31 protein-coding genes are annotated in these 25,983 nt (G+C 62.0%); 18 read left to right on the top strand and 13 right to left on the bottom strand.

Annotation, left to right across the window (positions count from 1 at the left end):
- Positions 1-63 precede the first annotated feature (63 nt).
- The 3 genes from ATY02_RS19380 to ATY02_RS19370 form a co-directional block, all read right to left on the bottom strand.
- Positions 64-1,893: a monovalent cation:proton antiporter-2 (CPA2) family protein gene (locus tag ATY02_RS19380; RefSeq protein WP_053136130.1), complete on the bottom strand. Its 1,830-nt coding sequence runs from the start codon at positions 1,891-1,893 to the stop codon at positions 64-66.
- 160 nt (positions 1,894-2,053) lie between these two features.
- Positions 2,054-3,070, bottom strand: a complete 1,017-nt coding sequence (locus tag ATY02_RS19375; RefSeq protein ID WP_068584550.1) for a M48 family metallopeptidase — start codon at positions 3,068-3,070, stop codon at positions 2,054-2,056.
- Between the two features lie 27 nt (positions 3,071-3,097).
- A complete protein-coding gene (locus tag ATY02_RS19370) occupies positions 3,098-3,697 on the bottom strand; it encodes a LemA family protein (RefSeq protein WP_068584546.1) in 600 nt (199 codons plus the stop codon).
- Between the two features lie 136 nt (positions 3,698-3,833).
- Between ATY02_RS19370 and ATY02_RS19365 the strand changes: the two genes are divergently transcribed.
- From ATY02_RS19365 to ATY02_RS19350, 4 genes are all read left to right on the top strand, one after another.
- Positions 3,834-4,253: a DUF4265 domain-containing protein gene (locus ATY02_RS19365; RefSeq protein ID WP_228022203.1), complete on the top strand. Its 420-nt coding sequence runs from the start codon at positions 3,834-3,836 to the stop codon at positions 4,251-4,253.
- A gap of 32 nt (positions 4,254-4,285) precedes the next feature.
- Positions 4,286-4,678 carry an Imm10 family immunity protein gene (locus tag ATY02_RS19360; protein WP_068584539.1) on the top strand — a complete coding sequence of 131 codons (393 nt, stop codon included), beginning with the start codon at positions 4,286-4,288 and terminating at the stop codon, positions 4,676-4,678.
- A gap of 76 nt (positions 4,679-4,754) precedes the next feature.
- The gene (locus ATY02_RS19355; protein ID WP_068584536.1) at positions 4,755-5,093 is read left to right on the top strand and encodes an FKBP-type peptidyl-prolyl cis-trans isomerase; all 339 of its coding nucleotides are present in this window, start codon (positions 4,755-4,757) and stop codon (positions 5,091-5,093) included.
- Positions 5,094-5,109: 16 nt separating this feature from the next.
- Positions 5,110-5,520, top strand: a complete 411-nt coding sequence (locus ATY02_RS19350; protein WP_068584532.1) for an NUDIX domain-containing protein — start codon at positions 5,110-5,112, stop codon at positions 5,518-5,520.
- Positions 5,521-5,551: 31 nt separating this feature from the next.
- Here ATY02_RS19350 and ATY02_RS19345 read toward each other — a convergent pair whose 3' ends face one another.
- Entirely contained in the window at positions 5,552-6,574 is a 1,023-nt protein-coding gene (locus ATY02_RS19345) for a sensor domain-containing diguanylate cyclase (protein WP_068584530.1), read from the bottom strand.
- Positions 6,575-6,791: 217 nt separating this feature from the next.
- On the opposite strand from ATY02_RS19345, the gene ATY02_RS19340 reads away from it, so the two are divergent.
- A complete protein-coding gene (locus ATY02_RS19340) occupies positions 6,792-7,067 on the top strand; it encodes a metal/formaldehyde-sensitive transcriptional repressor (protein ID WP_058433837.1) in 276 nt (91 codons plus the stop codon).
- A gap of 10 nt (positions 7,068-7,077) precedes the next feature.
- The gene (dmeF, locus tag ATY02_RS19335) at positions 7,078-8,103 is read left to right on the top strand and encodes a CDF family Co(II)/Ni(II) efflux transporter DmeF (RefSeq protein ID WP_164823696.1); all 1,026 of its coding nucleotides are present in this window, start codon (positions 7,078-7,080) and stop codon (positions 8,101-8,103) included.
- Between the two features lie 4 nt (positions 8,104-8,107).
- On the opposite strand, the gene ATY02_RS19330 is transcribed toward dmeF, so the two are convergent.
- Entirely contained in the window at positions 8,108-8,743 is a 636-nt protein-coding gene (locus ATY02_RS19330; protein ID WP_068584580.1) for a LysE family translocator, read from the bottom strand.
- Positions 8,744-8,861: 118 nt separating this feature from the next.
- Here ATY02_RS19330 and ATY02_RS19325 point away from each other — a divergent pair, with 118 nt between their 5' ends.
- Positions 8,862-9,809: a LysR substrate-binding domain-containing protein gene (locus ATY02_RS19325; protein ID WP_068584525.1), complete on the top strand. Its 948-nt coding sequence runs from the start codon at positions 8,862-8,864 to the stop codon at positions 9,807-9,809.
- A gap of 15 nt (positions 9,810-9,824) precedes the next feature.
- Here the strand turns inward: ATY02_RS19325 and ATY02_RS19320 are convergent, their stop codons facing one another.
- A complete protein-coding gene (locus ATY02_RS19320; protein ID WP_068584522.1) occupies positions 9,825-10,319 on the bottom strand; it encodes a DUF1543 domain-containing protein in 495 nt (164 codons plus the stop codon).
- 93 nt (positions 10,320-10,412) lie between these two features.
- Positions 10,413-11,531: a cytochrome P450 gene (locus ATY02_RS19315; RefSeq protein ID WP_068584520.1), complete on the bottom strand. Its 1,119-nt coding sequence runs from the start codon at positions 11,529-11,531 to the stop codon at positions 10,413-10,415.
- Between the two features lie 81 nt (positions 11,532-11,612).
- Between ATY02_RS19315 and ATY02_RS19310 the strand changes: the two genes are divergently transcribed.
- Together ATY02_RS19310 and ATY02_RS19305 are read left to right on the top strand one after the other, a co-directional pair.
- On the top strand, positions 11,613-12,362 hold the full coding sequence (locus ATY02_RS19310) for an ArsR/SmtB family transcription factor (protein ID WP_068584518.1): 750 nt from the start codon (positions 11,613-11,615) through the stop codon (positions 12,360-12,362).
- 43 nt (positions 12,363-12,405) lie between these two features.
- A complete protein-coding gene (locus ATY02_RS19305; protein WP_068584516.1) occupies positions 12,406-12,909 on the top strand; it encodes an AAA family ATPase in 504 nt (167 codons plus the stop codon).
- 17 nt (positions 12,910-12,926) lie between these two features.
- Here the strand turns inward: ATY02_RS19305 and ATY02_RS19300 are convergent, their stop codons facing one another.
- The 6 genes from ATY02_RS19300 to eutH form a co-directional block, all read right to left on the bottom strand.
- The gene (locus tag ATY02_RS19300) at positions 12,927-13,724 is read right to left on the bottom strand and encodes an AraC family transcriptional regulator (RefSeq protein ID WP_068584514.1); all 798 of its coding nucleotides are present in this window, start codon (positions 13,722-13,724) and stop codon (positions 12,927-12,929) included.
- Positions 13,725-14,094: 370 nt separating this feature from the next.
- Positions 14,095-14,883 (bottom strand): acetoacetate decarboxylase family protein, encoded by a 789-nt coding sequence (locus ATY02_RS19295; protein WP_068584511.1) that lies wholly within the window; start codon positions 14,881-14,883, stop codon positions 14,095-14,097.
- Between the two features lie 113 nt (positions 14,884-14,996).
- Positions 14,997-16,505, bottom strand: a complete 1,509-nt coding sequence (locus ATY02_RS19290; RefSeq protein WP_083235841.1) for a cytosine permease — start codon at positions 16,503-16,505, stop codon at positions 14,997-14,999.
- Between the two features lie 10 nt (positions 16,506-16,515).
- Entirely contained in the window at positions 16,516-16,728 is a 213-nt protein-coding gene (locus tag ATY02_RS19285) for a hypothetical protein (protein ID WP_068584509.1), read from the bottom strand.
- A gap of 366 nt (positions 16,729-17,094) precedes the next feature.
- Positions 17,095-17,973, bottom strand: a complete 879-nt coding sequence (locus ATY02_RS19280) for an NAD(P)-binding domain-containing protein (protein WP_068584506.1) — start codon at positions 17,971-17,973, stop codon at positions 17,095-17,097.
- A 94-nt stretch (positions 17,974-18,067) separates the two neighbouring features.
- Positions 18,068-18,337 (bottom strand): ethanolamine utilization protein EutH, encoded by a 270-nt coding sequence (gene eutH / locus ATY02_RS19275; RefSeq protein ID WP_141698157.1) that lies wholly within the window; start codon positions 18,335-18,337, stop codon positions 18,068-18,070.
- Between the two features lie 102 nt (positions 18,338-18,439).
- On the opposite strand from eutH, the gene ATY02_RS19270 reads away from it, so the two are divergent.
- The 9 genes from ATY02_RS19270 to ATY02_RS19230 all read left to right on the top strand — a co-directional run bounded on the left by ATY02_RS19270 (position 18,440) and on the right by ATY02_RS19230 (position 25,551).
- Positions 18,440-19,312 carry a phytanoyl-CoA dioxygenase family protein gene (locus tag ATY02_RS19270; protein ID WP_068584504.1) on the top strand — a complete coding sequence of 291 codons (873 nt, stop codon included), beginning with the start codon at positions 18,440-18,442 and terminating at the stop codon, positions 19,310-19,312.
- Positions 19,313-19,324: 12 nt separating this feature from the next.
- Positions 19,325-20,215: an alpha/beta hydrolase gene (locus tag ATY02_RS19265; protein WP_068584502.1), complete on the top strand. Its 891-nt coding sequence runs from the start codon at positions 19,325-19,327 to the stop codon at positions 20,213-20,215.
- 184 nt (positions 20,216-20,399) lie between these two features.
- On the top strand, positions 20,400-20,843 hold the full coding sequence (locus ATY02_RS19260; RefSeq protein WP_053136081.1) for a cupin domain-containing protein: 444 nt from the start codon (positions 20,400-20,402) through the stop codon (positions 20,841-20,843).
- A 64-nt stretch (positions 20,844-20,907) separates the two neighbouring features.
- On the top strand, positions 20,908-21,591 hold the full coding sequence (locus ATY02_RS19255; protein ID WP_068584499.1) for a type 1 glutamine amidotransferase domain-containing protein: 684 nt from the start codon (positions 20,908-20,910) through the stop codon (positions 21,589-21,591).
- 10 nt (positions 21,592-21,601) lie between these two features.
- A complete protein-coding gene (locus ATY02_RS19250) occupies positions 21,602-22,345 on the top strand; it encodes an SDR family oxidoreductase (RefSeq protein WP_068584496.1) in 744 nt (247 codons plus the stop codon).
- 33 nt (positions 22,346-22,378) lie between these two features.
- On the top strand, positions 22,379-23,140 hold the full coding sequence (locus ATY02_RS19245) for an SDR family NAD(P)-dependent oxidoreductase (RefSeq protein ID WP_068584493.1): 762 nt from the start codon (positions 22,379-22,381) through the stop codon (positions 23,138-23,140).
- Between the two features lie 335 nt (positions 23,141-23,475).
- The gene (locus ATY02_RS19240; RefSeq protein ID WP_164823695.1) at positions 23,476-23,811 is read left to right on the top strand and encodes a hypothetical protein; all 336 of its coding nucleotides are present in this window, start codon (positions 23,476-23,478) and stop codon (positions 23,809-23,811) included.
- Positions 23,721-24,749, top strand: a complete 1,029-nt coding sequence (locus ATY02_RS19235) for an IS30-like element ISPsp8 family transposase (protein ID WP_058182715.1) — start codon at positions 23,721-23,723, stop codon at positions 24,747-24,749. Before ATY02_RS19240 ends, ATY02_RS19235 begins: the two co-directional genes overlap by 91 nt.
- On the top strand, positions 24,724-25,551 hold the full coding sequence (locus ATY02_RS19230; RefSeq protein ID WP_164823694.1) for an AraC family transcriptional regulator: 828 nt from the start codon (positions 24,724-24,726) through the stop codon (positions 25,549-25,551). Before ATY02_RS19235 ends, ATY02_RS19230 begins: the two co-directional genes overlap by 26 nt.
- Positions 25,552-25,983 lie beyond the last annotated feature (432 nt).

The following is a 25,983-nucleotide window of genomic DNA, read 5'->3' as shown; positions in this document are numbered from 1 at the left end:
CTGTCTGGGGAGGGGCCGCCCAATCTAGACCGGGCGGCTGACAGAATCTGTCAGGAGAGTGCTTCAGCGCATCGGCGGCAGCAGGTTCTCTTCCAGGCGTTCGTCCTCTTCGTCGGCCTCGAACAGGCGGGCCAGTTCGGCACGGGCTTCCTGGGCAGTCTGCATGACCTTGGCCTCGTCGTCGTACACCTCATGCTGGGCGGCCAGCAATTGCTGGTCGTGCTGGGTGAAACGCTGGATCCGCGAGTCGGCCTGGACCTGGCTGAGCCCGAGGCCGATCAGGGTCCGGCGGCTCATCTCCAGGCTCGAGTAGTAGGTTTCCCGCACGGCCTGGGCGCCCAGGTCCACCAGGCGGTGCACGTGCTGGCGGTTACGTGCGCGGGCGATGACCTTCAGGTGCGGATAGAGCTTGCGCACCTGCTCGGCGGTCTTGATGTTGGTGTCCGGGTCGTCGGTGGCGATGACGAAGAACTCCGCCTGGCCGACCTTGGCTGCGCTGAGGATCTCCGGCCGCAACGGGTCGCCATAGAACACCGGGATGCCGCCGCCGAAGCTGCGGATCAGCTCGATGGTTTCCACCGAGGTGTCCAGGGCTACGAACGGCACCTTCTGGGCCCGCAGGATACGCGCCACGATCTGGCCCATACGGCCCATGCCGGCGATCACCACCCGCGGTTGGTCGGAGTCGATCCGGCGGTATTCGGCGGGCATTTCCACCGGCTTGGGCTTGGGCTTGAGCAGGCGCGAGCAGGCCAGCAACAGCAGCGGGGTCAGGGCCATGGACAGGGTGATGGTCAGCACCAGCAGGTCGTGCAGGCGCGCGTCGAACAGGCCCTGGTCGCGGCCGATCTTGAACACCACGAAGGCGAATTCACCGCCCGCCGCCAGCACCACCCCAAGGCGGATCGCATGCTCGCGGTCCAGGCCACCGGCCAGGCGCCCGACCACGAACAGCAGTGGCAACTTCAGGCCGATCAGCAGCAGGGTCAGGCCCAGCACGGCCAAGGGCGCGCTGAGCAGCAGGCTGAGGTTGGCGCCCATGCCTACGCTGATGAAGAACAGGCCCAGCAGCAGGCCCTTGAAGGGTTCGATCTGGGCTTCCAGCTCATGCCGGTATTCCGAGTCGGCCAGCAGCAGGCCGGCGAGGAAGGCGCCCAGGGCCATGGATACGCCCACCAGGTCCATCAGCCAGGCGGTACCGATCACCACCAGCAACGCGGTGGCGGTGGAGACCTCCGGCAAACGGGTCTTGGCCACGATGCGAAACACCGGGCGCAGCAGGTAGCGGCCACCGACCACCACCACGGCGATGCTGCCCAGCACCTGCAAGCCGTGGCGCAGGTCCTCGGCGCTGCTGGTGTGGTGATCGACACCGGCCAGTACCGGCACCATGGCGATCAGCGGGATCGCGGCGATGTCCTGGAACAGCAGGATGGCGAACGCCAGGCGTCCGTGGGGGCTGGTCAGTTCCTTGCGTTCGGCCAGGCTCTGCAGGCCGAAGGCGGTAGACGACAGGGCCAGGCCCAGGCCCAGCACCACTGCGCTGTTGAGCGTCTGGCCGAAGAGGAACAGCGCCACGCTGCCAATCACGACCCCGGTCAGCAGCACTTGGGCCAGGCCGACCCCGAAAACCGCCTTGCGCATCACCCACAGGCGTCGCGGTGACAGCTCCAGGCCGATGATGAACAGCAACAACACTACCCCCAGCTCGGAGATGTGGCTGACGCTCTGGGGATTGCCGATCAGGCCCAGCACCGACGGGCCGATCAGCACCCCGGCCAGCAGGTAGCCGAGCACGGCTCCCAGTTGCAGGCGCTTGGCCAGGGGCACGGTGACGACCGCGGCGCAGAGAAACACGACGGCGGCTTGTAGCAGGTTGCCTTCATGGGGCATCGGGGGACTCCTGGTAGAACGGGTACGCAAAACTTGGCGCAACGATGATAACGGCCTGGAGGTGACGATTTCAGCCGCAGGCGAGCAACGGTGGGTACGGGTATCGGGTGAGACTCGGCTCAGGCGCCATGAGGCACGTAATAACGATAGCCGGGTGAGCTTATCGGCTGTCTCCCGGGTAGCGCCCATCCCACTGCGGATCCAGGCGCCGTATGCGCTCGGCCAGGGGCGGGTGGGTGGCGAACAGCCGGTCCAGGCGCGACTGCACGCCCTGGTGGAAATACATGTGGCTGTATTGAGCGGCGTTGAAGGCCTTCAGGCGCGAGCCGGCCGTGCAGCCGCCGATTTTCTTCAGCGCCCCGCTCAGGCCCTGGGGGTTGCGGGTGAACTGTACGGCCGAGGCGTCGGCGAGGAATTCGCGCTGGCGGCCGATGGCGGCCTTGATCAGGTTGCCCAGCAGGGTGCCGAGCGAGCCCAGGATCAGCAGGGCCAGGCCGAGCACGGCGAAGACGATCTGCCAGATGAAGCGGTGGCGGTCGCTGGCCAGGTGCTCGCGTTCGGCCTGGCGCAGCACCAGCACGCCCGCCAGGCTGAACAGCAGCAGCCCGTGAATCACCGCCAGCAGCCGGGTGTTGAGGCGCATGTCGCCATTGTGGATATGGCTGAATTCGTGGGCGACCATGCCTTGCAGCTCGTCACGCTCAAGCCGGGAGAGGGCGCCCCGGGTCACCCCCAGCACCGCTTGCTGCGGGTCGAGACCGGCGGCGAAGGCGTTGATCGCCTCTTCGGGCAGTACATACACCGCAGGCATCGTGGTGCCCGAAGCCAGGGCCATTTCCTCGACGATGTTCAGCAGCCGCTGTTCATCGCTGTTGCGCGCCGCGCCGTTGATCAGGCGTCCTCCCAGGTGCTCGGCGATAACCTTGCCGCCGGCGCGCAGGCGCCAGGTCTTGTACCAACTGCCCAGCAGCACCACCAGGACGATAAGGGCGGCCACCACTGCGACCAGGGGCCAGTTCAGTACCTTGGGCTGGCCGGACTCCTGGTTCAGCTCGCGCCACAGCCAGCCAAGGCCAAGGCTGCTGAGGGCGGTCAGGCTGGCGACCGCCAGGGCCATCAACGACAGCAGCTTGAGGGTGCGGCGCCGGGCCTGGGCCTGGTGTTGAAAAAACTTCATGCAAACATCCGCAGGGCAGGGGCCGTTTTACTGGAAGGAGATCCGGGTGGCGTCTTGAATCAGCGCGCTGTCGCTGAATTGCAACAGGGTGGCGTCGCTGCGATGACCCAGCAAGCGGGCGAAGAACAGCGCCGGCACCTGCTGCTTGCACAGGTTGTAGTCGGTCACCGCATCGTTGAAGGCCTGGCGGGCGAACGCCACTTTGTTCTCGGTGCTGGTGAGTTCCTCGCTCAACTGCGCCATGTTCTGCGAGCCCTGGAGTTGCGGATAGGCCTCTAGGTTCACGTGCAGATGGCCCAGGGCCTGGTCCAGGGCGCCCTGGTCCTGGCCCAGGCGCAGGATCTTCTCGCGGTCGCCGGGCTCGGCCGCCGCTGCTTGCAGGCTGTCCCGGGCGGTGTTGCGGGCCTGGGCCAGGGCGGTGAGGGTGGTGTGTTCGTGCTGCAGGTAGCCCTTGACGGTTTCCAGCAGGTTGGGAATCAGGTCATAGCGGCGCTTGAGCTGCACTTCGATCTGGGCAAAGGCGTTGCGCAGGCGGGTGCGGCGGATCGTCAGGCGGTTGTAGAGGCTGAACAGGTACAGCGCCAGCAGGGCGAGCAGCGCCAGGGTGACGATATCGGCGGTGGCCATGGATGTCCTTATCGAGGTGGAGCGTGGGGGCGGCCATGGTAACGGAATACTTGCGGCCGATGGTTGCCAGGTCCGGGCAATTCTGCGAAAAAGCGCTCCCATTTCGCACAACCAGGGACTGGCGATGGACAAGATCATGCTCCGGCTGACAGTGGTCGACGATTACCCACCGGTTGCCAGCGAAGGCGTCTGGGCCCAGCTCCAGCCTTGCGGGCATTACCGGATCGACAACATTCCCTTCTATTCCCGCGAGCTGTGCTGGGGTGACGAAGTGCAGGTACGGGTGGCGGATGACGGCCTGAAATGGTTCGAGCGGGTGATCCGCGCAAGCACTAACAGCACCTTGCGCCTGGTGTTCCACGAACCGGGCCACGACGAGGCGCAGCAGGTCCTGCAGCACCTGGTGGCGCTGGGTTGCAGCTGGGAAGGGCTGCATCGCTGGTTCTATGCAGTCAACGTGCCGGCCGAGGTATCCCTGGACCTGGTGCTGGATTATTTGCACGAACTCGGCGAGCAGGGCTGGCTGGACCATGAACATGGGTTGCTGCGTCAGTGACGACCAGAGCGAATGCACAAGGAAAGCAAAGGATGAACCTGGAATTTCACGCCAACACCTATAGCGCCTATACCGAAGACGAGGTGCATATCCTCGGCCTGGCCGACGACCCTGCGCAGCCCACGCATTACCTGCTGTTGCAGCGTGCCGAGGAATTCGACGAGCAGGACGAGGCACTGGGCATGGCCACCTACCATGTGGAGCTTGGGGGCCAGGGTGTATCCGGCTACGGCGGTATCGAGCAGGTGCTGCTGGCGCCGGGCCAACTGACCCTGCACTTCTCCCAGGCGGTGGCCTGGTGTCGTGCCCTGCCGAGCCTGGAAATACGCTGGGAAACCGGGTTGCTGGTGCCGGATGAACTCGACGCGGCACTGGCTGGCATCTTCAACGAGACCGCCACCGTTATCCGGCGACAAGCCCAGTGATTGCCAAGCCCGGGCAATTCTGCGAAAAAGCCGCCCGCAGCCCCGCACCGGGGCAATGGTTGAAGGATGAGCACGCATGAACGATGAGTTGCAGGTGATCGATATCCAGCTGGGCGACGGCAAGGCCGTGGTCAAGGGCGCCCTGATCACCACCCAGTACCGGGGCTTTCTGGAGGACGGCAGCAGCTTCGATTCTTCCTATGATCGCGGCAAGCCGTTCCAGTGCGTGATCGGCACCGGGCGGGTGATCAAGGGCTGGGACCAGGGCCTGATGGGCATGCAGGTGGGCGGCAAGCGCAAGCTGCTGGTGCCGGCGCACCTGGGGTATGGCGAGCGCGCCGTGGGTTCGATCCCGGCCAACGCCAACCTGGTGTTCGAGATCGAACTGCTGGAAGTGCTGACCCGCGACGACTGAGCCAGGGAGCGTGAACATGCAGGCGAACAAGGCCTGCCCCGTGGTGTTGCGCCAGGGCGCAGGCCTGGAAATCCTGGCTTTTCGGCACCCATTGGCTGGCCTGCAACTGGTCAAGGGCAGCATCGAGGTAGGTGAGGCGGCGGCCGCGGCGGCGGTCCGCGAGCTGGCGGAGGAGGCTGGGGTCCAGGGCATCGCGGTGCGCCCGTTGGGCATCTGGCGGTCCGGATTCCCCGGCCAGGTCTGGGCCTTCCATGAGTGCCAGGTGGCCCAGGCGCTGGCCGAATCCTGGAGCCACCGTTGTGGCGATGACGGCGGCCATGAGTTCAGCTTCTTCTGGCATCCCCTGGCCGAGGCGCCATCAGAGCAATGGCATCCGCTGTTCCAGCAGGCCCTGGCCTTTTTGCGCGAGCGCCTTGCGGGCAATTGACCCGATAGCGGGCAATGGGGTCGCGGTGTGTTCATTGCCCCAGTCGGTACTGGTTGTTGCCGCTGCGCTTGGCCTCGTACATCGCTAGGTCGGCGACGTGCAGCAACTGGTCCATGCGGGCCCCGTGGTCGGGGAACACTGCCACCCCCAGGCTGCTGCCGATGCTGTGTCGGTGGCTGTCGACCTCCACTGGTGGGGACAGTTGGCTGAAGATCTTCTCGCCGATGCGCCTGGCTTCCTCGGACAGATCCAGGCCCGCTGACAAACCTTCGAGAATCACCACGAATTCGTCGCCACCGATGCGCGCCACGGTATCGCTGGCCCGCAGGATGCCTTGCAGGCGCCGGGCGGTGACGTTGAGCACCTGATCACCCGTGGCATGGCCGTACTGATCGTTGATGGCCTTGAAACCGTTGAGGTCGACGAACACCAGGGCGACCCGGGTCTGGCTCAGGCGGGCCTGCTCCAGGGCCCGGGACAGGCGCTGTTCGAGCATCAGGCGGTTGGGCAGGCCGGTCAGTGGGTCGAAATGCGCCAGGCGCTGCAAATGGCGGGTGGACACCTTTTCATCGGTGATATCGCGCACCACGCCCATCATCTTGATCGCGGCGTCGTGTCCATTCTTCACCACGTTGCCGGTTTCCCGCAGCCAGTGGACGCTGCCATCGGGCCATACCACGCGGTACTCCTCATCATGATTCTCCCCAGTGCGCAGGCAGCGCAATTCCCCCTCACGTACCCGCTCCCGATCCTCTGGGTGCACGCAGGAGCAAAACAGCTCGTAGGAGGGCACCACTTCGCCAACCTTGAAACCGAACATGCCGTAGATGGCTTCCGACCAATACAGGCGCTGGGTGTCCACCTCCCAGTCCCAGGTACCGATCCGGGCGAAATACTGGCTGCGCTTGAAGCGCTCGACATCGTCGGGCAGGTCCTCGGCGAGTTTGCGATAGGCCCGCAACTGTGCCTGGGCGTGGCGTTCACGATGCAATAGCCACAACGCCAGCAGGGCCAGCAACAGGGTCAGGCAGAGCAGGGACCAGACAGCAATCATCGGATTCTGGACGACATGGAGGGAGAGATCCTGAGGGTGGCACATGGCTATGTTAATCCACGCCATGTGACGAACAGCAGTTTTTTCTGCCGAACCATGCCGTTGGTCGGCAAGTCGCTACCGGCAGCAGGCAAAGGCGTTTTTTCTGCGTGGGTGGCTTGTGTGGCGACGGGCCAGCGGTCAGGATGCGCAGCATATAGGTATAGGGGGTATAGGTATGTCGCACACTCATGAGCGCAAGGAGCAGTTGCTCAAACGCGTCCGGCGCATTCTCGGCCAGGTCCAGGCCATCGAGCGGGCCCTGCAGGACGGTGCCGAGTGCGGCAAGACACTGCATCTGGTGGCTGCCAGTCGGGGCGCGATGAACGGTTTGCTGGACGAGATCATCGAGGCCCATGCCCTGGAACATGTGGCCAATCCCGAGCTCAGCGACGCCGAGCGGGCTCAGGGCGTAGACGAGTTGCTGGAAGCCATCCGCCGTTATTCCAAGTAGGAGCCATGCGATGAATTTGTCCCAGCAGGCCGCACACCTGGCCCACGATCACCAGTTTCTCGGCGCCGATCACGACGCCAATGCCCGGCGCACCTTGTGGGTGGTGGTGCTGACGGTGGTGATGATGGTGGGGGAAATCCTCGCCGGTTATCTCACTGGCTCCATGGCGCTGCTGGCCGATGGCTTGCATATGGCGACCCATGCCGGAGCCTTGGGGATCGCAGCGGCGGCCTACGGTTTTGCCCGGCGCAATGCCGGCAACCGCCGTTTCAGCTTCGGTACCGGCAAGGTCGGCGACCTGGCGGGTTTCGCTTCGGCGATCATCCTTGGCCTGGTGGCCCTGGGCATCGCCGGCGAGTCGCTGGTGCGCCTGTTCCAGCCGGCCAGCGTGGCCTTTGCCGAAGCCACGCTGATTGCCGTAGTGGGGTTGGCAGTGAACATCCTCAGCGCCTGGATGCTGGGAGCAGGTCATGGCCACCACGGCCATGCCCACGGGCACCACCATGATCACGAACATCACGAACATCACGAACATCACGAACATCACGAACATCACGAACATCACGAACATCACGAACATCACGAACATCACGAACATCGACGGCAGCACGCTGCCCACGGTGACAACAACCTGCATTCGGCCTATGTCCACGTCCTGGCCGACGCCCTGACCTCGGTACTGGCCATCGTCGCCTTGCTGGCCGGGCGTTACCTGGGGTGGGTCTGGCTCGACCCGGCGATGGGCATCGTCGGCGCCCTGGTGATCGCGCGCTGGTCCTACACTTTGATCAAGTCCAGCGCTGCAGTGCTGCTCGATGCCAGCGACGAGCAGGTGGCCGAGCAGATCCGCCGTTCGGTGGAAGCGCAGGGAGACGCCAATATCGTCGACCTGCATGTGTGGCAGGTGGGCCCCGGGGCACGGGCGGCGATCGTCAGCGTGGTGGCCCGCGCGTCCCTCAATGCCGAGGCCCTGCGTGGGCGACTGGCACCGGTGCCCGGGTTGGCGCACCTGACCCTGGAGCTGCGCAGCGTTTGACGTCTCAGGCCGCCGGGCGCAGTAGCTCCAGCACCGAATAGACCAGCCCCACCAGTGCCACGCCCATCAGCACCAGGCTCGACAAACCGGTGATCAGGCGCTTGTACTTCAGTGAGAAGCCATGGCGAGCGACGAGGATGTAGGCCCCCAGCACCGCGAAGTCGATCAGCGCCCAGACCAGGGTCAGCAGCAGGGCGCTGTGCTGCAGGGAGCGCCCAACCTGGATGAACTGGGGAAAGAACGAGACGAAGAAGATGATGTCCTTGGGGTTGCCGATCCCCACCAGGAAGCCGGTCGCCAGCCCCTGGCCACGGCGCCGTGGGCTAGTGGCCTCAGGTTCGGTACCGGGCGCAGCGGCAGCTTCCCGCAGGCCCTGGAGCGCCAGCCAGCCGATGAAACAGCAGCCCAGTAGGCTGACCCAGCTGATCAGGCGCGGGTCCAGGGACAAGCCGGTGGTCAGCATCAGCACCGCCACCAGGGCCAGCAGCAGCGAGGCCGCGTTGGTGCCCACGGCGGTCAGCAGCGCCTGGCGCGGGCCGGCGTTCATGCTGGTATTGATGATCAGCGCCACCACCGGTCCCGGGGTCGCCACCAGCATCAGCACGCTCAGCATGTAGACCAGTAACAACGACAGATTCAGCTCCACGGACCAGGCTCCCGGCAATTGACAGGCGCGCAGCTTGGGGGCTTTTGCCGGCGTTGAAAAACGCAAAAAGCTGTGACCTACTATGACTTTTTATCATGATGAGTGCCCGCCGATGGTCGAGTCCCTGCCGCCGCTCTATGCCTTGCGCGCGTTCGAAGTGGCCGCTCGTTCCAGCTCCTTCACCCGTGCGGCAGAGGAGCTGTCCCTGACCCAGAGCGCCATCAGCCGGCATATCCGTACCCTGGAAAGCCAGTTCGGTTGCCGCCTGTTCGAGCGTCATGGACCGCGGCTGGTGCTCACCGAAGTCGGCCAGCGCCTGGCCCGGGAGCTCAAGAGCGGCTTTCGGATCATCGAGGACGCCTGCCTGCCCCTGCGCGCCAACAGCGGCCAACTGCGCCTGAAAGCCCCCTCGACCCTGACCATGCGCTGGCTACTGCGGGTGCTGGAGCAATTCAAGGGCGACTGCCCGGAACTGCCGGTGCAGCTGGCCAGCGTGTGGATGGATTTCGATCATGTGGACCTGCACGCCGAGCCCTACGACTGCGCGATCCTGTTGGGCAATGGCCATTTCGGGGCCGGGGTCGAGGCTTGCAAGCTGTTCGACGAGTGGCTGATCCCCATTGGCCTGCCGCAACCTGCGGATGCACCGGCCTGGACTCTGCAACGCCTGGCGCAGGCCGAGCTGATCCACCCCTCGGCGGATCGCCGCGACTGGCGCCGCTGGCTGCAGGCCCAGCCGGAGCAGGGCTTGGTACAGGCGCTGCGGCTGGACCGGGGTACGGTCTTCGACACCCTGGACCAGGCAATTTCCGCCGCCATGGCCGGGCACGGGCTGTCGGTGGGCGACCTGCACCTGGTGGCCGAGGACATTCGGCGTGGTCGGGTTGGGGTGCCGTTCCCCCGGGCGGTGGCCTCGGGAGACGGTTACTACCTGGTGTGGTTGCGCGGCAGTCCCCAGCAGGAGCGGATCGCCCGTTTGCGCCAGTACCTGCTGGAGCGGGTGGTGCCGATCGACGACCTGGTCCTGGATTATCTGGTGCCCGGTGCGCCTCGAGCCTAGGCCGCCGCTACCGGCCTAGCCGAGGGTGATGTAGTCATTGTGCTGCGTTATGCCCTGGTGCGGGCCTGGCACCAGGTGCACGTAGCGTCCTTGCAACAGGTCGATCGGCAGGCAGTCGTCGACATCCAGCAGGGCATCGGTATGGGCCTTGTGCCAATGGGCGAGCATCTGCTGCTTGCCCTTGGCCTTGGCTTGCTGCTTGTCCGAGGCAACCACCAGCAAGTAGCGATGGGCCTCGCCGAAGGTGGCGCTCTCGTAGCCGCCCAGGTTGATGAAGAACAGCCGGGGTGCGCCGGCCGCGGGGGCCAGGGGGCTGAGCTCGAGCTTGTAGCCTTCGACGCCATCGACCTGCATCCATGAGTCGATGTGCAGGCCGGCTGGGCTGCCGAACCAGCCCTCGCGCAGTTGCGGGTAGGTCGCTTCCAGGGAGTCGGCCACCACGAACTGGACGTCGTGGACCTCGATCTTCGCCTGGGGGTGCTTGCCCCCCAGCATCACTACAAACAGCATGGGCGTTCCTTGTTCCGGGATCGGTCGGGGTGCGGGGCACCGCGTGGGCCGCAGGTTTACCGCAAGCCCGGGACGCTGCCAAGGGGGCCTGCTTCAGTGGGGCGGTGATGCATCGTTGAACCACGGAATACGACCATTGAGCGACGGCAGGTAGTGCCAGCGTAGCCGCAGCTCGGCCAGGGCTGGCGTGCCCAGCAGGGCCTGGAGCAGGCTGGCGACGATGTTCAGCGCCAGGCCCCGGCCGGGGCACTGGTGGCGGCCGGCGCCGAAACTCAAGTCCTGGTCCGGGGGCAGGGCTGGGTCGTGGTTGGCCGCGGCCAGCAGCACCAGCACCGTGTCGCCGGCCTGCAGTGGCACCCCGGCCAGGGTGCAGGGCTCGGCCACGAAGCGCCGAGTGTTGTGCACCGCTGGATCGAGCTTCTGTTGTTGGCGCAACCAGGTGCAGAGCTGCGCCGGATCGTGGCGCAGGCGCTGGGTCAGCGCCGGTTGGTCGAGCAAGGCCAGCAGGGCATTGCCGAACAGCCCGGCACAGGCGTCATGGGCCTGGATCAGCAAGCCCACCAGGTTGGCCCGCAGGTCTGCCGGGTCCAGGCTCCCTTGCTGTTGCCGGATCGCTTGCAGCAGCGGCCCGGGAGCATCGGCGTGCAGCAGGGCGTGCATTTGCTGGTCCAGGTAGTGCGCTGCCTGATGGGCGGCCTGGCGCTGGGAGGCATCGCCCAGAGGTGAGAGCCCGGCCACCAGCTCGCCCGTGCGCTGGGCGATCTCGGGTTGTTGGGCGATGGTCACGCCGAGCGAGCCGGCGACCAGCGCCACCGGCAGCCGGAATTGCCAGTGGCGCAGCCCGGCGGCGTCGGTGGGTGTATCCAGCCTCGGGTAACCGTGGCCCAGGCAGGCCTGCAAATCTATCTCGGCCATGGCCCGCAAGCCCGGTTCAATGGCCGTGCGCGGGCAGGCGTGGCGCGGACCGTCGTTCATCCGCATCAGGCGGGCGAAGAGCGCTCCAGCGGGCCCATCGGTCAGCGCCACCGGCACGGGTTCGTGGGCTGGCCGCACGCGACAGGCCGGGTGCTCGAGGACCGCCGCTACCGCCGCGGCGCTGCTGGCGATCCACAAGCCGAGCGTGGAGTCGTAGGTCAATCCGCCCTGGGCACGCACCGGGGCGTAGTACCGCTGGTAGGGGTTGGAATGGCTGTGGATGCTGATCAGATCCATGATTGATCTCTATGTTTGGCAAGCATTCGGGTTGTCACTATCCTCAGTCGCTCGAAGGCATGATTCGTCGGAGAGCGAAATATGAATGTCGAACACCCCGACCGTGGCGTATCCCAGGTCGCCGCGGCCATCGCCGAACCGGCCCGGACCCGCATGCTGTGCGCCTTGATGGACGGCCATGCGCGTACCAGCACCGAGCTTGCGGCCATCGCCGAGGTCAGTACCTCCACGGCCAGCGTGCACCTGGCCAGGCTCAAGGACGCGGGTCTGGTGCGGGTGCAGGTCCAGGGACGGCACCGCTACTACTGCCTGGCCGACCCCTTGGTCGCCCAGGCCCTGGAGACCCTGATGGTGATCGGCCAGGGCGATATCGGCACCTTCACCCCGCGCACGCCGGATCGCCTGCAGTTCGCCCGGACCTGCTACGACCACCTGGCGGGCACCCTGGGCGTGCAGTTGCACGACCGCTTGTTCGAGGCCGGCTGGCTGCTGGTGGATGGGGAGGGCTACCGGGTCAGCGCCAGCGGGAGTGAATTCTTCCGTGGGCTGGACATCGATGTCGCGGCGCTGGCCGGCTTGCGTCGGCGTTTCGCCTGCGGCTGCCTGGACTGGAGCGTGCGTCGTCCGCACCTGGGCGGCGCTTTGGGCGCGGCCTTGCTGCAAGCCCTGGTGCAGCGCAAATGGCTGGTTCGCGACCTGGACAGCCGTGCCCTGGCGTTGACCAGCACCGGTGCGCGAGCCATCAGCAAGCGTTTCGGCGTGGCGCTGATCCAGCCGGCCCGGCCGCTCTCGGCCTCGGCCTGCCTGGAGCAGCAGGGTCTCGGCGGCTGAACGGCACATGACGATTTGTACCCCTAACCAGGAGAAGCGTCCCATGCTCATCGTGTTCGGCGGTTTGCCTGGCACTGGCAAGACCACCATCGCCCGCACCCTGGTCCCACGCCTGGGGGCCACCTACCTGCGCATCGACAGTATCGAACAGGGCCTGCGTGATGCCGGCCTGGCGGACGTCGGCAGTGCGGGTTATCAGATTGCGTTGCAACTGGCCGAGGCCAACCTGGCCCTGGGCAACCGGGTGCTGGCCGATTGCGTCAACCCGGTGGCCGAGAGCCGCGCGGCCTGGCAAACCCTGGCGCGCAAACTGGAGGTCGACCTGCTGGAAATCGAAGTGGTGTGTTCCGACCGCGACCAGCACCGACGCCGGGTCGAGGGCCGGTGCGCGGATGTCCCGGGTCTTTCGCCCCCAAGCTGGCAATCGGTACTGGCCCACGACTACCAGGCCTGGGACCGACCGCGACTGGTGCTGGACACTGCGCGGCTGGCACCGGAGCAAGCGGTACAGCGGATTCTCGCGCAGTTGTCCGCGCCGGCCCGCTGAAGCACAGGTGGTGGGGCTCAGCCCCGGCCCATGCACTGCCGGCGGTATTCGTCCGGGGTGGTGCCCATCATCCGCCGGAACATGCTGATGAAGGCCGAGGCGCTGCTGTAGCCCAGGTCCAGGCCGATGGTCTCCACGGTCTGGCCGCGTTCCAGCAAGGCCAGGGCCTGGACCACCTTGAGCCGCTGGCGCCATTCGAGCAGCGACATGCCCAACTCCTTCTGGCTGCGGCGCACCAGGGTGCGCTCGCTGGTATTGGCGGCATGGGCCAGTTCCGCCAGGGAACGTGGGTCCCCGGGGTTGGCCTTGAGCATGTGCAGCACCGGACCCAGCAGCGGATCATCGGAGGAGGGCAGGTAGCTGCCGGCGCAGGACGCCTGGCCGAGCTTGTCCACCAGCACTTGCAGCAAGCGCTGCTGCTCCGGGCTTTGCGGCAGGCCGGGCGGGTCCTGGCGCAGGTCGTCCAGCAGCGCCAGCACCAGCGGGCTGAGGCTCAGGGCACAGTGCCGCGCGGGCAGGGCACCGCACAGCTCCGGGCTCAGGTACAGCGAGCAGTGGCAGGCCTCCTGGTGGTTGAAACCCACATGCTCGACATTCGGTGGCAACCAGATGCCGTACTGCGGCGGCGCCAGGTAATGGTGGTCGTCCAGCTCGATCTCCATCACCCCGCTGTAGGCATAGACGAACTCGCCCCAGGCATGGCTATGCCGGGGGTAGGTGGCGTGGGCGGGCAGGTTGGCCGTGCGAAAGAACACCGGCGCCGGCAGGTCCTGGCTGAACGGTGGCAGGTGCAAGTGTTGCGCGGCTTTGGGCATGGCGGCACCGGTGGGTGGACAAGCAAAAGGGGGTAGGTGCGAATCCTACACGACCCCACTAGATTCATCGCTGGAGGTGGTGCCAGGAAAGTACGCTGCCAGGGCTAGTTTTCTAGTTTTGCTGCCGTTTGGAGCGAACCCATGGTGCGAATCGTTGGGTTCTCATAGGCTTTCTCCTTTCAACGCATGGCCTGGTGACGCTTACGATGCAGAGTAGAGTCCAATGAGCTTGCAGAGTGTCTAGAGGTCCCTGGGCGATCCAGTACTCCTAAATCTGAAACCGACACTGGCTTGTAGTGTCGGCTTCAGACTTATAACCGCTGAGCCAGAAACAAACCTGCCAAACAGTTCGGATGCGGTTGCCGGAGCCTCACTCTTTCACGAAGCGCTTGGCCTTGTGGAACATGCGGAAGTCGTCGAACTTCTGGCCATAGATAAATGGCACGTAGGCGTCGGGGTTCTCCAGGGTGTCGAACCATGGGACAACCCACGACGATTCGCCCTGGGAGTAGCAGGCCTTGCCGACCGAGACCACCGGGATGCTGTCCAGCGGGTCGAGTTCGTTACCGGTCAGTTTCAGTGTGGCGGTGCCTTCACGGCGAATGCGGTAGTTTTCCATGTTCTTCATGCAGGTGAGGATCACTTTGTCCTGCAGGCCGATGCCTTTCACATGGGGGCTGGCCTTCAGCTCGAAGTCCAGGCCTTCGTAGCTCACCGGGCCCAGGTCTTCACCGAACTCAGCGCTGACCTCGATCAGGCGCTGGCCGTTGCGCTCAGCAAAGCCATAGAACTGGTGACCGTCCATGTAGATCTGGGTGGTGCCGGTTTTCTTCGGCTCCCCCCACATCTCACGGCCGATGGTCACGGGCATGTCGCCGCTGACGATGATCCACAGCATGGTGGTGCCTTCGTGCTCTTTGTAGCGGCACTTGAGGAACACGATGGCACAGTCGAACTCGCCGCACATCGCGCTTTGCCACTTCGAGATGTTCACGTAGGCGGTCGGCGTGTCGCCCGGTTCGAAGCAGGGAGCAAGGACGCTGCGCACGAACTCGGGAGTGGTCTGCAACTCGACCGTCACCCCTTCGGTGGTGAACTTGCCATCGGCGAGGAGCTTCTGGATTTCTTTGACTTCTTCGGCAGTTTTAACGAATCCCATGGGGTTTCTCCTTGTTTTTCTACGGGCGATAAAAAACATGCGTCAGGAATGGCGCGAACTAGCAACGTGGCTGGTGGTAGAAGAGGGGAGTTCGAACTCCCCTCAAGGTTGCTTCAGAGGCTTACGGCAACGGTGCCGGCCTCCCGCTGGCTGACCAGGCTCGGTCGACTGATGACGCCCGAGGTCGCCTGGTAGTCGCCTTTGCGCAGTGGCCAGATGAGCAGGCGAACGCAGAGGTAGTAGGCTGCCCCCGAGAGCAGGATCACCGGCAGCGATGCCCCCAGGTAGCGGAAGGGTTCAGCCATGGCGACAGTGACCGGGTTGTAGAGCCACAGGTAACCGAAGGTCGAGGCGACAGTGACGATGACCGCTATCCAGTTCACCCCGTTCCAGAACTCGTACTTGCCACCCTTGTGTGCGAAGAGGCTGGTGACATCGATCTGCTCGCGACGAAGCACGAAATAGTCGACCAGGGTAATGCCGGTGATGCCGACGAACATGACGCCGTTGTACGAAAGCCAGCTCATCACCACCGAGAGCAACCACTGGGTTTTGAATGCGAAGTAGACGCCTGGGAGCAACAGCAAGGCCAGGAGGAACTCCCACTTCAGTCGGGCGAAGAACTTGATCTGCTGCACCGACACTCCGGCCAGGTAGATCATGACCACCATGGTCGCGATGTTTGCCGTCAGCACGATCGCCATGACGATGGAGCCGAAGACTGGGCCACCTACGGCAATCATCCAGATCGTGGGGTCATAGGTACCGGCACTGATGGCTGCCAAGGCGGCAACGGTCGAGACAAACGCCGCCCCCAGGACACCGACGCCCACCACGGATGGGCCAACCACGTGCTTGCGCTTGGCTACGAGGCGAGTCAGGCCGCCCATGACGGGCCACCAGGTCATCGAGTTCGAGACACCGAACTCAACCGCCAGGGCAAATCCCTGAACCGGGTCCTTGCTCAGCATCTGGTCGGCAGGCAGTTGTGTCGTCCAGAGGTGCTGCAGGCCGAACTTGTGGATCAGGATGCCCAGCATCACCAAGGTGATGAACATGTGCAGAGGGCCGATGTAGCCATTCAGCCGCTCGAACAGCTTGGGCCCTTTGCTTGCAATCAACCAGACCAGTACCAGTGCTGCCAAGGCAACACCAATGACCAGGTGTTCGTGGGAGGTCCCGGTCACTTCGGTTCCTGTCATGGTCGCGGCAATGTTCGCTGCGCCGCGGGCAGTGAGCGCTTCAACGACATACGACCAGCCAACCAAGGTGGCGAGCAGACCGAACAGGGGCACGACAATCCCTCGATAGCCAAAGGATGCCTTGGCATTGTCGATCACATCGGTACCGTATTTGTGGCTGGGTACGCCGGAGGCGAGTGTGACAATGGCCATACCGATCATGAGACCGATGACGTAGCCCATCACACCCAGGCGCCAGTCGCCAACGTAGGGGAGGTAACTCCCGATCAGGAAGGCCCAGGTTGCTGCACTGAATGCACAGCATGTCCAAAGGAATGAGCCATAGGTCTTGTAGACGCGGTCACGGGCAAGCACGGGAAGGCGTCCTGCAAGAGCCTCCTGCTCGACATGGCTTTTGAACTCGATACTGGATTGGGTCATGGCGGGCCTCCTACGCGACGATCATCAAGGTGCCGAGCCAGAGGATCGCTGCTATCAGAATCCAGACGGTGGATTCGACAATCATCGGGCGAGCCGGTCTCCAGCAATCGGAGGAGGTGTGTTCTTCAGTGGCCAAAGCATTCAGTTGGCGAACCAGGTCCTGGTTCAAGCTTTGGCTGGTCAGCATCATCCCTGAGCTAGCGTCGACTTCGATTTTGCTCATTTTGACCCTCTTCTAGGCAGCTCTTGGAGGTATGCCAGTAATGTTTGTTATAGAGAGGCAGAAAACTCAGTGGAAGCTCGATAGGCGAGTGCCTTCAATCATCCCTCACACGCAAAGTCCTATCTTTGTTGTGTACAGCTTTCAAGTTTAGGGCAGGGGCGTTGAATGCTCGGATCCGGCCCTGGAAACCAGGCTACTCTCGCCTTGATCAGTCCTATATCCGAAATTGGCAACCTCGGTTAAACCCACTGTGGCCTGGGTGTTTGCCTGTGGTTGCGCTGAGGTGGGCGTCGCCAGTCTGTCGCCTGGGCAGAAAGAAGCCCCGGTATGGCTGGGTCGCACGCACCGGGGCTTGAGCAATGCGTTCTACTGGTTCTTGGCCGTCAGGTACTGAGCGCAGAAGCCCAGGCCGCCATGGCCCGCTTTTTGAGTCTCGGCCAGGTCATCGGCCACCGCGCCGATCAGGCTTGCGCGCAGGCCACAGGCACGGAGGGCATCGCGCCACTGGACTACGGCGTCCAGGTAGACGTCCACGGTGGCCTGGATGGTGCTGAAGTCGTTGGACTCGATTTCCTTGATGCTCTTCTTGACCTTGTAACGCAGGAGATCGATGCACTTGTCAGCGAAGTCCCCCAACTGGATGGCGTCGACGCCGTGGGTCTTGGCGTAGGCGGCGGCCTCCAGGAACCCGGCCAAGGCCACTGCGTAGAAACTGCCGGTCATGGCGGCGTCGACGGTGCATGGAACGGCGAGGTCCTCACCGGTATAGAGGGTGCCTTCCGGGGCAACCGGCTTCATGGTCTGCTCGACCTGCCTCCAGATGTCAGGATTACCGGAGTATTGGACGATGGTGTACGGGCCGCCGATCAGATCCGGATAAGAGGTTATGGCGCCATTGATGAACTTGCCGCCGTTGCCTTCCACGACCGAGCGGAACTGTTCGCCATCTTCAGGCATGGCAGTGCTCAGGTTGATCACGAAACGATTGTTCAGGTCGAGCTTGCTGGCGTGTTCCCGGAACAGGGCGACGCCGCCCGATGCGCTGCTGATGATGGACAGCACGACATCACTTGTGTTGACGGCATCGGCGAACGAGGAGGCCAGGCTAGCTCCATTGGCCACGACACCGGCAGCGGCGGATGGGCGACCATCCCAGACCGTCACTTTTGTGCCGGCCTTGAGCAGGGTGTTGGCGAAAGCGGAGCCCATCAGGCCGGTACCGATGACGGTGACTGTCTTATTCATTTTATTAGTCTCTGATTAGTAAGGTTTTGGCCCGTCCCGACCTCGAACAAAGCATTGTGTGCCTGGTTTCAATCGTCGAGTTACAAGCCGATTATCAGAGCGGCTGGCGGTACCCCCTAGCCAATATCGGCAACGCTGAAATGGCGCCTGGGCCTGTTTTTTCGTTTGCTTGAATGAAACGCCCCCGTTGGCCGACCACCACGGCAAAAATGCTTCCCCGTATCAATGGCCCGGTGAGCGCGGGCTGCAAGTTCGCGATCAAGGCCAGTGCATCACCCAATACCCAAGCACCACAGCAGCTATAGGCATTGCTCGGCACCTTGTTGCGAAGGCCCATGCCTGGAATGCGCAGCAACGTTTTCATCAGTCCAGTGCTGTGCGGTCGTGGGTTGCCGATTCTGGCTAAGGGCTCCGAGGAGGGACTTGTATAACGGGATCGAAATCAGATTTCTCCCGGAGTTTCCCCATGAGCAAGAAAGGCCTGACGAAGTTGCCCAACACGGCGACCATTGATGACGTGCTGGAGTGCTTTGAGCGCGACGGTGGTTGCATCGTCGAGAACATGTTGCACACATCCACCCTCGACGGTCTTTGGGCAGACCTGCGGGCCGAGTTGGACATGACACCTACCGGAGAAGGGTATTTCGTAGGCAACCAGACGCGACGAATATCGGGGTTGTTCAATCGCTCAAGGCACATGCAGGAATTGATCACCCAGCCGCACTTCTATGGCGCTGCCGAACGCCTGCTGTGCAAGCCGTTCAAGTACTGGCTGAACGACACCCAATACGAGGCGATCCCAACGCTGCAGGTATCGCTGACCCAGGCAATCATGATCATGCCGGGACAGGGGCTGCAGCCTTTGCATCGCGACGATATTGCCCACCACCGCCGCCACCCTGGCCCGGACAGCCAAGTCCAGGTGCTCTACGCACTGAGCGAGTACAGCGAAGCCAACGGGGCTACTCGCGTCATTCCTGGTAGCCACAAGTGGGACGATGACCGGGCTCCAACCTATGAAGAGTCGGTTCCGGCGCAGATGAATCCTGGCGACGGCTTGATCTATCTGGGCTCGACTTACCACGGTGGCGGTCAGAACACGACTGTGGATCGGCCCCGAACGGCGATCGCAACCACCCTGGTGCTCGGTTATCTGCGCCAGGAGGAGAACGCCTACATCGCAGTGCCACGTGATCGGGTACGCGAGTATCCAGAGCGTATCCAGCGCCTGCTGGGGTGGAGCACCAATCCTCCGTTCTGTGGCTGGGTTGAAATGCGTGACCCCAACTACCTGGTGGCCTCGGATGTCCTGAACACCAAAGCTGTAGACATCCTTTAAGGAGCCCCCCAGATGCGCACTGATATTGCGTTCAAGACACAGGATGGCCTGACCCTGGCGGGCTGGCTATTCAGTCCAGGTACCCGCGGCCGTTCGCCGACCATCGTGATGGCGCACGGCTTCTCGGCGGTCAAGGAACAGTACCTGGACAAATATGGCGAAGCCTTCGCCGATGCTGGTTTCGCGGTGCTGATCTATGACAACCGCAACTTCGGTGCCAGCGAGGGGCTGCCTCGCCAGGAAGTCGATCCCGTCCTGCAAGTGCGCGACTACCGTGATGCGATGACCTTCGCGGCCACGCTCGCGCAGGTAGACCCTTTGCGTATCGGCGTGTGGGGATCGAGCTACAGCGGTGGCCACGTGCTGCAAGTGGCGGCTTACGACCGGCGTGTGAAATGCGTGGTGGCCCAGGTTCCAGACATCAGCGGCTCCATGGACCTGCGCTTGGCCATCCGGCCTGACCTCCTGCCTGGCCTGTTTGCTGCTTTCGAGGAAGATCGTGCGGCCAGGTATCAGGGCGCTGGACCTGTGATGCTTGAAGTGGTCAATGAAGATCCGAAAAGTGATTGCGCACTGCCCGGCCAAGATGCCTATGACTTCTTTGTCGGCAGCCAGAAGCAGAGGGCGCCCGCTTGGCGCAATGAAGTCACCCTGCGCAGTGTCGAGATGCTCAATGAGTACGAACCAGGCAGCGTGATCGACCGGATCAGTCCGACGCCCTTGCTGATGCTGGTGGCCAAGCGGGACGCGCTGACGGTGACCGACCTCGCGTTGAAAGCCTATGAACAAGCACTGCAGCCCAAGCATCTGGAGCTGCTGGAGGGTGGTCATTTCGACCCCTATCTCTCGGGCTTCGACCAGTCTTCCCAGTACGCGATCGAGTGGTTCGCGAAGCACCTGTGATCCATCGTTCATCCAATCCTCTGGTTGGCCGGCAGCGTTATGAAGATGCTGCCGGCGTCTTATTGCTCCCAGAAAAGAACATTGCGCCGCCGGTGATTGGTTGCCAAAACCGGATAGGGGGCCGCAAAGGTGGGTGTTAGCTTTTGGCCATAAGAAATTCAATGTACGACCTGAGCGAGTCCCGATGATGCAAGTCCAGAAACCCAAAGACGCATACGTCCAAGTCAACGAAGTCCAATGGCAGGACTTTCCCGAGCAATTCCACTCCGGTGGCGTTAAATGGAAGCTGCTGAACGTGGCGCCGGAATTCGGTATCTGGACGGTCATGTTCTTCTGCCCGAATGGTTCGATCCTGGCACCTCACATCCATCACGGCCCGGCAGAAGGTTATGTCTTCGACGGCATCCTGGAACTGCGTGGTGGTCCTGAAAATGGCGGCGCGCTGTGCATCAAGGACGGCTACCTGTACGAGGCTACCGGTGCCGAGCACGAAGAGACCAAAATGCTGGCCGACACCACATTCATCCTGCAAATGGTTGGGCCAATCAGCTGGCTGCTCAAGGACGGCTCGCAGCTCAACCAGACCTGCTACGACGCCCAGAAATTGTGGAGCGAGCAGATCCACTAAGCCGACAAGGGTGGGCATGGCTCACCCTTGTTCCTGTCATTTTTCCACTGCTTGAGGCTGAAACATGAGCGTCGTATTCATCCTGACCTCCCACGCTGTACTCGGTGACACCGGTCGTAGCACTGGCCTGTGGCTCGAAGAGTTCCTGGTTCCCTATTACGCGGTGAAAGACGCTGGCCAGCCAACGCTCCTGGCAACGCCCAAGGGCGGTCATGCGCCTATCGATCCAGCATCGGTCGAGGCTCTCAAAGACAGTGAGGTTTACGCTCGCTTCGCCAAGGATGCTCAGTTGCACCAGGCCTTGGAAAGCACCACCGAACTGTCCAGCCTAAGCCCCGCAGCCATTGCCGCTGCGATCTATCCAGGCGGCCATGGCCCGCTCTGGGATCTGCGTCATGACCAGGCGTCGATTCGCTTGATCGAGTCGTTGCTGGGCGCAGGCAAGCCTGTCGCCACCATCTGCCATGCCGGTTGCGCGCTGCTTGAGGTCAAAAAAGTTGACGGCAGTCCGCTCGTCAAGGGCCTCAACGTGACCGCTTTCAGCGACAGCGAAGAGGCGGCGGTGGCGATGGTCGAACACGTTCCCTATCTGGTGGAGACCGACCTCAAGGCGCTCGGTGCGCTCTACACCAAAGCATCGGATTGGACCGAACACTCAGTGCAAGATGGCTTGGTCATTACGGGGCAGAACCCGGCCTCATCGGCAGCCGTCGCGCAGAAAGTCCTGGCCCAGATCAGCAAGAAGTAAGGAGCCTGCCATGCGCCTTGAAGGAAAAGTCGCTGTTATCTCCGGAGCATGCTCAGGTCTTGGAAGGGCTACCGCTCTTCGCTTTGCCCAGGAGGGTGCCAAGCTCGTGTTGGGGGATATCAACGAGCAGGCCGCCAGCGCCCTGATTGATGAGATCGTTGCCGCAGGGAGTGAAGCCATGTTCGTTCGGCTCGACGTGCGTAACGAGTCCAACTGGGTCGAGCTATTCGAGCAGTCGCAGGCCCGGTTTGGCCAGGTTGATGTGGTGATGAACAGTGCTGGCATTGCCGTTCCCGGCAACGTTGAAGACATGAGTTTCGAGGACTGGAAGCGCGAGCTCGATGTCAACCTCAATGGCACCTTCTTCGGCACCAAGCACGGCATGAAGGCCTTGAAGACGCGCGGCGGATCGATCATCAACCTGTCTTCGATCGAGGGCATCGTTGGTATCGATACCTATGCCGCCTACAGCGCCGGCAAGGCTGGCGTTCGCAACTTGACGAAATCCGCCGCGCTGCACGCCGGGCGCAAAGGCTACAAGGTCAGGGTCAACAGCATCCACCCGGGCTACATCAAAACCCCGATGGTAGGGGATGACCCGGCGGAACTGGCTCGCTTGGCCAGGCTCCATCCGATTGGTCACTTGGGGGAACCGATGGATATCGCCAACATGGCACTGTTCCTCGCCTCGGACGAATCGAAGTTCGCTACCGGCGCTGAATTTGTCATCGATGGCGGCTTCCTCGCGCAGTAAGTCCTGGTCACTGAGCAAGTAGTGGAGCACATCATGAAAAACGTAGCCGTCATCACAGGGGCAGCTTCCGGTATCGGGCAGGCTACAGCGCGGGTATTTGCCCAACGCGGTTACACCGTTGTGGGCGCTGACCGGGACCTGGCCGGGATGGAACACACGGCCGAGCAGATCAAGGCTTTCGGTGGAGTGTTCGATTTTCGTGCCGTCGATGTCGCGAACGAATCCGAGGTCAGGGCTTTGATCGCCCATGCCAAAGAGCGTTTCGGGTGGTTATCGGCAGTTGTTTCCTGTGCCGGTGTGGCTCGTACGGGCCGGATCGATGAGATGCCACGCAGTGATTGGGATCTGCAGATCTCCGTCAACCTCACAGGCACTTACCTTCTGGCCAAGAGTGCCATGCAAGTCTTCATGGAACTCAAGGGGGGAAGCTTCGTTGCCGTCAGCTCCGATGCGGGTGTTCGCGGGGCTTCGGGCTACGCAGCATATTGTGCGTCCAAACATGGAGTCATTGGTTTGGTTCGTTGTTTGGCACTGGACTACGGGAAGTTTGGAATTCGTTCTAATGCAGTCTGCCCGGGGTTCGTGCAGACCCAAATGATGGATCGGTTGTTCGCTGAGGCGGCTGATCCGGAGAAGGAAAAACGCTCCTACATGAAAGAAGTTCCTCTTGGTCGCTTCGCTGCTCCGGAAGAAGTTGGGAAGGTCATTGAGCATTTGTCTTCTGAAGATGCGGCCTACACCAACGGTATGATCTACGCACTTGATGGTGGTGTTACGGCAGGCCACTTCGAATAGGTTTCGTACGACCTCGGTGAAGGGTGCCCTGTGCACCCTTTTTTGTGGACAACGGTAACACCTTAGTAACAGCGTTCTGATGGCGCCTCACGCTTGAGCATGTGTGCACTAGGGTAGTGCTCCTGTTCAAGTCTGATTATTTCGAATCGTTATTTCTGGTTGGTCTTTTTATTGTTTTTTTAAAAAAAACACGCTTGTCAAAGCCTGTGTTCAAGACTTTTGTCGGATCTACGGGCGTTTGACTTTACTTTATGAAAATTAAGGGTTTTTTGGCTCCTGTCGGCACGCTCCTTGCTCTTGATGTACTAGCTCCCCCCGTGTGGATGTAAACGATCATGAGTTCCGCCGATACCAATGCTGTTCGATTTTCTGTCTCCAACGATGTTTGCGAGCATGCCAATGGCCTTGACCAATGGCTCGACAACCGATATCACCAGTTGGAGAAGAAGTCCAAGTTTCACGGCATGCTGTCTGATATCCAGTTGGATAAGCGGGTGCGCGTCACCAAGGAAATAATTAACACCCGGCGGCGGCAAAAACTGAGTGCAACACCTGACCTTTCCGGTACGGTGCTGCCCCTATGTCATATACCGAACTCAGCGTTGAAGAACGCGCCACCATCCAAATCGGCCACGCCCAGGGCTTCAGCCTGCGCAGGATTGCTCGCCTGATCAATAGGTCTCCTTCGACCATCAGTCGAGAGCTGCGCCGCAATCGAGATGTCTGTGGCAGCTACTCGGCCCGCGCGGCCCAGGAGCAGATGAAGGCCCGCCGCCAAGTCTGTCGACCGAGCCGAAAGCTGCTGCCGGGGAGCGAGCGCTTCGAACTGGTGGTTCATATGCTGCGTGAGCGTTTGTCTCCCGAACAGATTGCCGGCAAGCTGCGCCACATGAACATACCTAGCCTCAGAGATGCCTACGTCTGTCGCGAGACGATCTACAACGCGATCTATGCCCTGCCAGTGGGTGAGCTGCGTAAGGAGCTGATCATCTGTCTGCGCCAAGGCAAGACGACGCGCCGGCCGCGCTCTGGTGGCGTGGATCGGCGCGGCCAGATCCCCGAGATGGTCAGTATTCATGTGCGCCCGCCGGAGATTGAAGACAGGCTGATGCCGGGGCATTGGGAAGGCGACCTCATCAAGGGTAAGGCCAACGCCTCGTCCGTCGGTACGCTGGTGGAACGCACCAGTGGGTACCTGATGTTGGTGAAGATGAACGACGCGACGGCGACTTCGGCGCTGGAAGGCTTCAGCGCCGCGCTCAATAGCATGCCGCTGGAGATGCGCAAGAGCATGACTTACGACCAGGGCCGGGAGATGGCGCGACACGCCGAGATCACCCAAAGAACCGGCGTGGCGATCTACTTCTGCGACCCGCACAGCCCCTGGCAGCGCGGCAGCAACGAAAACATCAACGGCCTGATTCGCCAGTACTTGCCCAAGGGCACAGACCTGTCGGTACATAGCCAGGAGGAGCTGGACGCCATTGCGCTGCAACTGAACATGCGACCGCGTAAGCGCTTCGACTTCAAATGCCCAATCGAAGTTATGGACGAGGTGATGCAGAAGGCCATGGCTATGCGGCATGATGCTCCAGTTTCAATTCAATGACCGTGTTGCACTCAGCTCCTGCAACCGCCCCCCTTTGGTGGAACAGATTGGATATGTACCGTCCGATAAAATCATGCTTATTAACATTCAGGGCGATAGCGATATTCTCATTAATGGAAGATACGTAAACTCTGGAAGTTTTCATGTTTCCTCCGGCAAGCCTATTCATGCCATTTCGAAAAGCATGATTTGTGCCTATATCGTCACGCTGGATAGAGACTTTTTCTTGGAGCACATCACCGAGGGGGCAAAGATCAAGTCTCTCAAGGGGGTATTCGAGACGTTCATCACGCCTTCCCATGGATCGGTTCTGGACTTCCAAAAGACTGTTCTGCAAAACTTTGTCGATAGCCCTCCAGGTGAGGTGTGCCAAGCCAGTACCAAGCGTTTGATGGGCTCCATACAGGAAATCGCACTGAGCGAAGCCGATGGTGTGCTTCGGGTGTTGCCGCCTAGTACCCGTGCATACATTGTTGATAGAAGTTGTGAACTCCTGTTCGACAATTTCTCCAATGAGGAATTTGGGGTCTTGGAGATGTGCAATTACCTGAAGGTGAGTCGCCGCACGCTTCAATATAGTTTCGAGTCGGTCATGGGCATGTCACCATCCAACTATGTTCGGACGGTGCGGTTGAATGTCGCTCGCAAGTTGATGCTGTTGTCGCCACACGACAAGATCCAAGGCGCCGCCCTGGACGCCGGGTTCAGTCACTTGGGGCGCTTCTCCAAGTACTATCAAGACTTCTTCGGCGAGCTGCCTTCTCAGACGGTAGGGCGAGTAGCGAACCGAGTGCCTCATTGAAAGAGACCAAGCCAGTACTGCTGGGAGTGCCGAGCCGGGGTGAAGCAGCGCCTGATCCTGGCTAACACTTGAGTTCAGTGGAATCAGTCGCACAGCAGATTTGAACGCTCAAGGCGCGCCCTTCAGGACGCTGCAAGTGTTTGCCTGTGGTGATTTGGGTTTGCTAGTGAGGAATTGATTTCTTTCCGGCGCAGCTTTATCAACATTCTCTGCTACTTGGGGGGGAGCCGTGTCTGCAAGCCTGCCTGGTGCCAGCCATCACCTCGACGCTGGGTTCGACCTTGGCTTGTCCGTCTTTTTATCGCGTTGCTGCTAATTCAAACCCCATAGAAAACAGCGGCGCCTTGAGGGCGTTGCTTGGAAGTCCCTTCCCGGAAATTTCTGATGCGGTTGTCTTTAACTCGCTATGAGTTGGCGTAGGCCAGCTATATC

This window comes from Pseudomonas sp. BIOMIG1BAC (assembly GCF_001705995.2).
Lineage (GTDB): Bacteria > Pseudomonadota > Gammaproteobacteria > Pseudomonadales > Pseudomonadaceae > Aquipseudomonas > Aquipseudomonas sessilinigenes.
The sequence above is the reverse complement of the archived record's forward strand: the minus strand, read 5'-3'. Positions and strand labels throughout refer to the sequence as shown.

Coding starts and splice junctions, on each gene's coding strand:
- ATY02_RS19345 (WP_068584530.1), bottom strand. CDS start 6,574: ATGATTGCTGTCTGGTCCCTGCTCTGCCTGACCCTGTTGCTGGCCCTG.
- eutH (WP_141698157.1), bottom strand. CDS start 18,337: ATGAAAACGTTGCTGCGCATTCCAGGCATGGGCCTTCGCAACAAGGTG.
- ATY02_RS19260 (WP_053136081.1), top strand. CDS start 20,400: ATGATGCAAGTCCAGAAACCCAAAGACGCATACGTCCAAGTCAACGAA.
- ATY02_RS19340 (WP_058433837.1), top strand. CDS start 6,792: ATGTCGCACACTCATGAGCGCAAGGAGCAGTTGCTCAAACGCGTCCGG.
- ATY02_RS19230 (WP_164823694.1), top strand. CDS start 24,724: ATGATGCTCCAGTTTCAATTCAATGACCGTGTTGCACTCAGCTCCTGC.
- ATY02_RS19355 (WP_068584536.1), top strand. CDS start 4,755: ATGAACGATGAGTTGCAGGTGATCGATATCCAGCTGGGCGACGGCAAG.
- ATY02_RS19300 (WP_068584514.1), bottom strand. CDS start 13,724: ATGCCCAAAGCCGCGCAACACTTGCACCTGCCACCGTTCAGCCAGGAC.
- ATY02_RS19245 (WP_068584493.1), top strand. CDS start 22,379: ATGAAAAACGTAGCCGTCATCACAGGGGCAGCTTCCGGTATCGGGCAG.
- ATY02_RS19265 (WP_068584502.1), top strand. CDS start 19,325: ATGCGCACTGATATTGCGTTCAAGACACAGGATGGCCTGACCCTGGCG.
- ATY02_RS19255 (WP_068584499.1), top strand. CDS start 20,908: ATGAGCGTCGTATTCATCCTGACCTCCCACGCTGTACTCGGTGACACC.
- ATY02_RS19305 (WP_068584516.1), top strand. CDS start 12,406: ATGCTCATCGTGTTCGGCGGTTTGCCTGGCACTGGCAAGACCACCATC.
- ATY02_RS19375 (WP_068584550.1), bottom strand. CDS start 3,070: ATGAAGTTTTTTCAACACCAGGCCCAGGCCCGGCGCCGCACCCTCAAG.
- ATY02_RS19315 (WP_068584520.1), bottom strand. CDS start 11,531: ATGGATCTGATCAGCATCCACAGCCATTCCAACCCCTACCAGCGGTAC.
- ATY02_RS19360 (WP_068584539.1), top strand. CDS start 4,286: ATGAACCTGGAATTTCACGCCAACACCTATAGCGCCTATACCGAAGAC.
- ATY02_RS19320 (WP_068584522.1), bottom strand. CDS start 10,319: ATGCTGTTTGTAGTGATGCTGGGGGGCAAGCACCCCCAGGCGAAGATC.
- ATY02_RS19295 (WP_068584511.1), bottom strand. CDS start 14,883: ATGGGATTCGTTAAAACTGCCGAAGAAGTCAAAGAAATCCAGAAGCTC.
- ATY02_RS19290 (WP_083235841.1), bottom strand. CDS start 16,505: ATGACCCAATCCAGTATCGAGTTCAAAAGCCATGTCGAGCAGGAGGCT.
- ATY02_RS19380 (WP_053136130.1), bottom strand. CDS start 1,893: ATGCCCCATGAAGGCAACCTGCTACAAGCCGCCGTCGTGTTTCTCTGC.
- ATY02_RS19325 (WP_068584525.1), top strand. CDS start 8,862: ATGGTCGAGTCCCTGCCGCCGCTCTATGCCTTGCGCGCGTTCGAAGTG.
- dmeF (WP_164823696.1), top strand. CDS start 7,078: ATGAATTTGTCCCAGCAGGCCGCACACCTGGCCCACGATCACCAGTTT.
- ATY02_RS19240 (WP_164823695.1), top strand. CDS start 23,476: ATGAGTTCCGCCGATACCAATGCTGTTCGATTTTCTGTCTCCAACGAT.
- ATY02_RS19285 (WP_068584509.1), bottom strand. CDS start 16,728: ATGAGCAAAATCGAAGTCGACGCTAGCTCAGGGATGATGCTGACCAGC.
- ATY02_RS19350 (WP_068584532.1), top strand. CDS start 5,110: ATGCAGGCGAACAAGGCCTGCCCCGTGGTGTTGCGCCAGGGCGCAGGC.
- ATY02_RS19270 (WP_068584504.1), top strand. CDS start 18,440: ATGAGCAAGAAAGGCCTGACGAAGTTGCCCAACACGGCGACCATTGAT.
- ATY02_RS19310 (WP_068584518.1), top strand. CDS start 11,613: ATGAATGTCGAACACCCCGACCGTGGCGTATCCCAGGTCGCCGCGGCC.
- ATY02_RS19250 (WP_068584496.1), top strand. CDS start 21,602: ATGCGCCTTGAAGGAAAAGTCGCTGTTATCTCCGGAGCATGCTCAGGT.
- ATY02_RS19365 (WP_228022203.1), top strand. CDS start 3,834: ATGCTCCGGCTGACAGTGGTCGACGATTACCCACCGGTTGCCAGCGAA.
- ATY02_RS19235 (WP_058182715.1), top strand. CDS start 23,721: ATGTCATATACCGAACTCAGCGTTGAAGAACGCGCCACCATCCAAATC.
- ATY02_RS19280 (WP_068584506.1), bottom strand. CDS start 17,973: ATGAATAAGACAGTCACCGTCATCGGTACCGGCCTGATGGGCTCCGCT.
- ATY02_RS19370 (WP_068584546.1), bottom strand. CDS start 3,697: ATGGCCACCGCCGATATCGTCACCCTGGCGCTGCTCGCCCTGCTGGCG.